The following is a 2,303-nucleotide window of genomic DNA, read 5'->3' as shown; positions in this document are numbered from 1 at the left end:
GGCCTCGCCGCCGACGATGATGTGCTTCAGGCGCGTGCTCGCCTCGATGCCCGGGTGCGCGAGGAACGCCTGCAGCATCGAGGGCACGAAGTTCAGCGTGGTGATCTGGTGGCGCTGGATCAGTTGCACCAGCCGCTCGGGGTCTCGGTGGTCGCCGGGGTTGGCAATGACCAATCTCACGCCCGAGGTCATCGGCCAGAACATCTCCCAGCACGAGACGTCGAAGCCGAACGGGGCCTTGTGCAGCACGGTGTCGTCCCCGCTCAGTCCATAGGTGCTCTGCATCCAGGCCATGCAGCTGCGCAAGGCCTCGTGACGCACGGCGGCGCCCTTGGGCTTGCCGGTGGAGCCCGAGGTGTAGATGACGTAGGCCAGGTTCTCGCCATGCAGCGCGACCTGTGGGTCGGTATCGGGTTCGGCGGAGACGTCGAGGCTGTCGACTTCCAATCGCACGAGGCCATCCTGCTCGGCGATGAGCCCGCGGGTGGCCCGGTGGCTCAGCAGCAGCTCGATCCCGCTGTCCTGCACCATGTAGGCCAGGCGCTGCACCGGGTACTCCGGGTCCAGCGGCAGGTAGGCACCGCCGGCCTTCAGGATGCCCAGGATGCCCACTACCATCTCGAGGGAGCGCTCCATCACGATGCCCACGCGCATGTCGGGCCGGACGCCCAGGGCGATCAGCCGATGGGCCAGGCGGTTCGCACGTGCGTTCAGCTCGCCGAAGCTCAGCGACGATTCATCGAACAACAAAGCCGTCGCATCGGGCTGTTGCTGCGCGTGCCGCGCAATGCTGTCATGCACCAGCTCCGCACCACGCTCCTGCCGTGCATTCACGCTCCACTGCGTGAGCCAGCGCATCTCCTCCCCCGCCAACAGATCGAGCTCGCACACGCGCTGCTGCGACGCTGTGACCAACGCCTCCACGATGGCGCGGACGGCCGCGTGCATGAACCCGCACACGCGCCGTGCATCGACCGATTCATGCACCTGCGCGGTCAGCGAGAAGCCGTCGCCCCGGTCGTCCACCGACAGGTCGAACGGATAGTTGCTGTGCTCCTGCCCGCCCAGGAACTCGATGCCCTGCCAGGCGGCGGCATCCTTCTTGTCGACCGCGGCGCTGTAGCGATAGTTCAGCAATGCCGAGAACAGCGGCGTACTCCCCGGCAACGCGCTGCAGCGCTGGGCGAGCGACAGGCTGGCGTGCTCGTGGTGCAGCAGTTGCGTGAGCGCTGCATGCGTCTCCTGCACGCACTGCGCCACGCCAAGCGCACCCAGCTTGATGCGCAGCGGCAGAGTGTTGATGAACAGTCCCAGCGCGCGGTCCGCGCCCGCTCCCGATTGCATGCGGCCGAAGAGCACCGTGCCGAACACCACGTCGTTCCTGCCGGTGGCCTTGGCCAGCACCAGCGCCCAGGCCAGGTGAAAGAGCGACGCTGCGCTCACCCCGTGGCGCCGCGCCTCGTGGCGCAGCGATGCAGCCAGCTCGGCCTCGAGCACCAGCTCGGCCTTCTCGGCGCGGGCGCCGTCGCTTCGCACATCCAGCAGTTCGAAGGGCGTCGTGGGTTCTTCCACATCGCCGAGCATCCGGGTGAAAAAGGCCTCGTGTTCGGCCTGGCTCACGCCCAGCCGGGTCTGCGCCACGAAACGCCGGAACGGCACGGGTGCGGGCAACGCATCGGGGCCATGAGTCGCCAGCAGGCCGATTTCCTCGACGATCAGTTCCAGCGTGGCATGGTCGAGCACCAGGTGGTGGCTCGGCAGTTGCAGCAGCCAACGCCGGTTGTCCGCGTCCTCGGCGGCAACCGCGCGGATCATCGGCGCGCGGCGCACGTCGATGCGGCGCGAACCCGCATCGGCAGCCAGGCTGGCGGTCACGTCCTCGCCGGCCGGCACGTCCAGCCATTCGAGATGCAGTTGCGCCTCTCGCCACACCACCTGCACGGGCGCGGACAGCGCCTCCCACAGCACGGCGGTGCGCAGGATGTCGTGGCGTGCTATCACCTGGTTCAGGCTGCGGACGAAATCCTCCAGCCGCTGCTTCGATTCGAAGGAAAGCAACTGCGGCGTGATGTAGACGTCGCCATCGGCCTGCATGAGGTGATGGAACAGGATGCCCTCCTGCAGCGGCGCCAGCGGATAGATGTCCTGGATGTTGGCTGCCCCGTGCGGCACCGCGGCCTCGATGCGACGCAGCTCCTCTTCGCTCAACGCCACCAGCGTCACCATCTCCGGGCGGATCGCCTCGCAACCTTCCGCCGGAATCCCGTTGTCCGGCACCTGCACCTCGGGGCGGCCCGCGTCCT

Annotated in this window: 1 protein-coding gene; it reads right to left on the bottom strand. The window is 67.9% G+C overall.

Annotated elements, in window-relative coordinates; translation table 11 throughout:
* A partial coding sequence (locus tag M2282_RS30960) for an AMP-binding protein (protein WP_280812594.1) occupies window positions 1-2,303 on the bottom strand: 2,303 nt, incomplete at both ends.

Origin of the sequence: Variovorax boronicumulans, from assembly GCF_029892485.1 — a bacterium.
GTDB classification, from domain to species: Bacteria; Pseudomonadota; Gammaproteobacteria; order Burkholderiales; family Burkholderiaceae_C; genus Variovorax; species Variovorax boronicumulans_B.
Note: the sequence above shows the minus strand (reverse complement) of the source record. Positions and strands in the feature narration are given on the sequence as shown.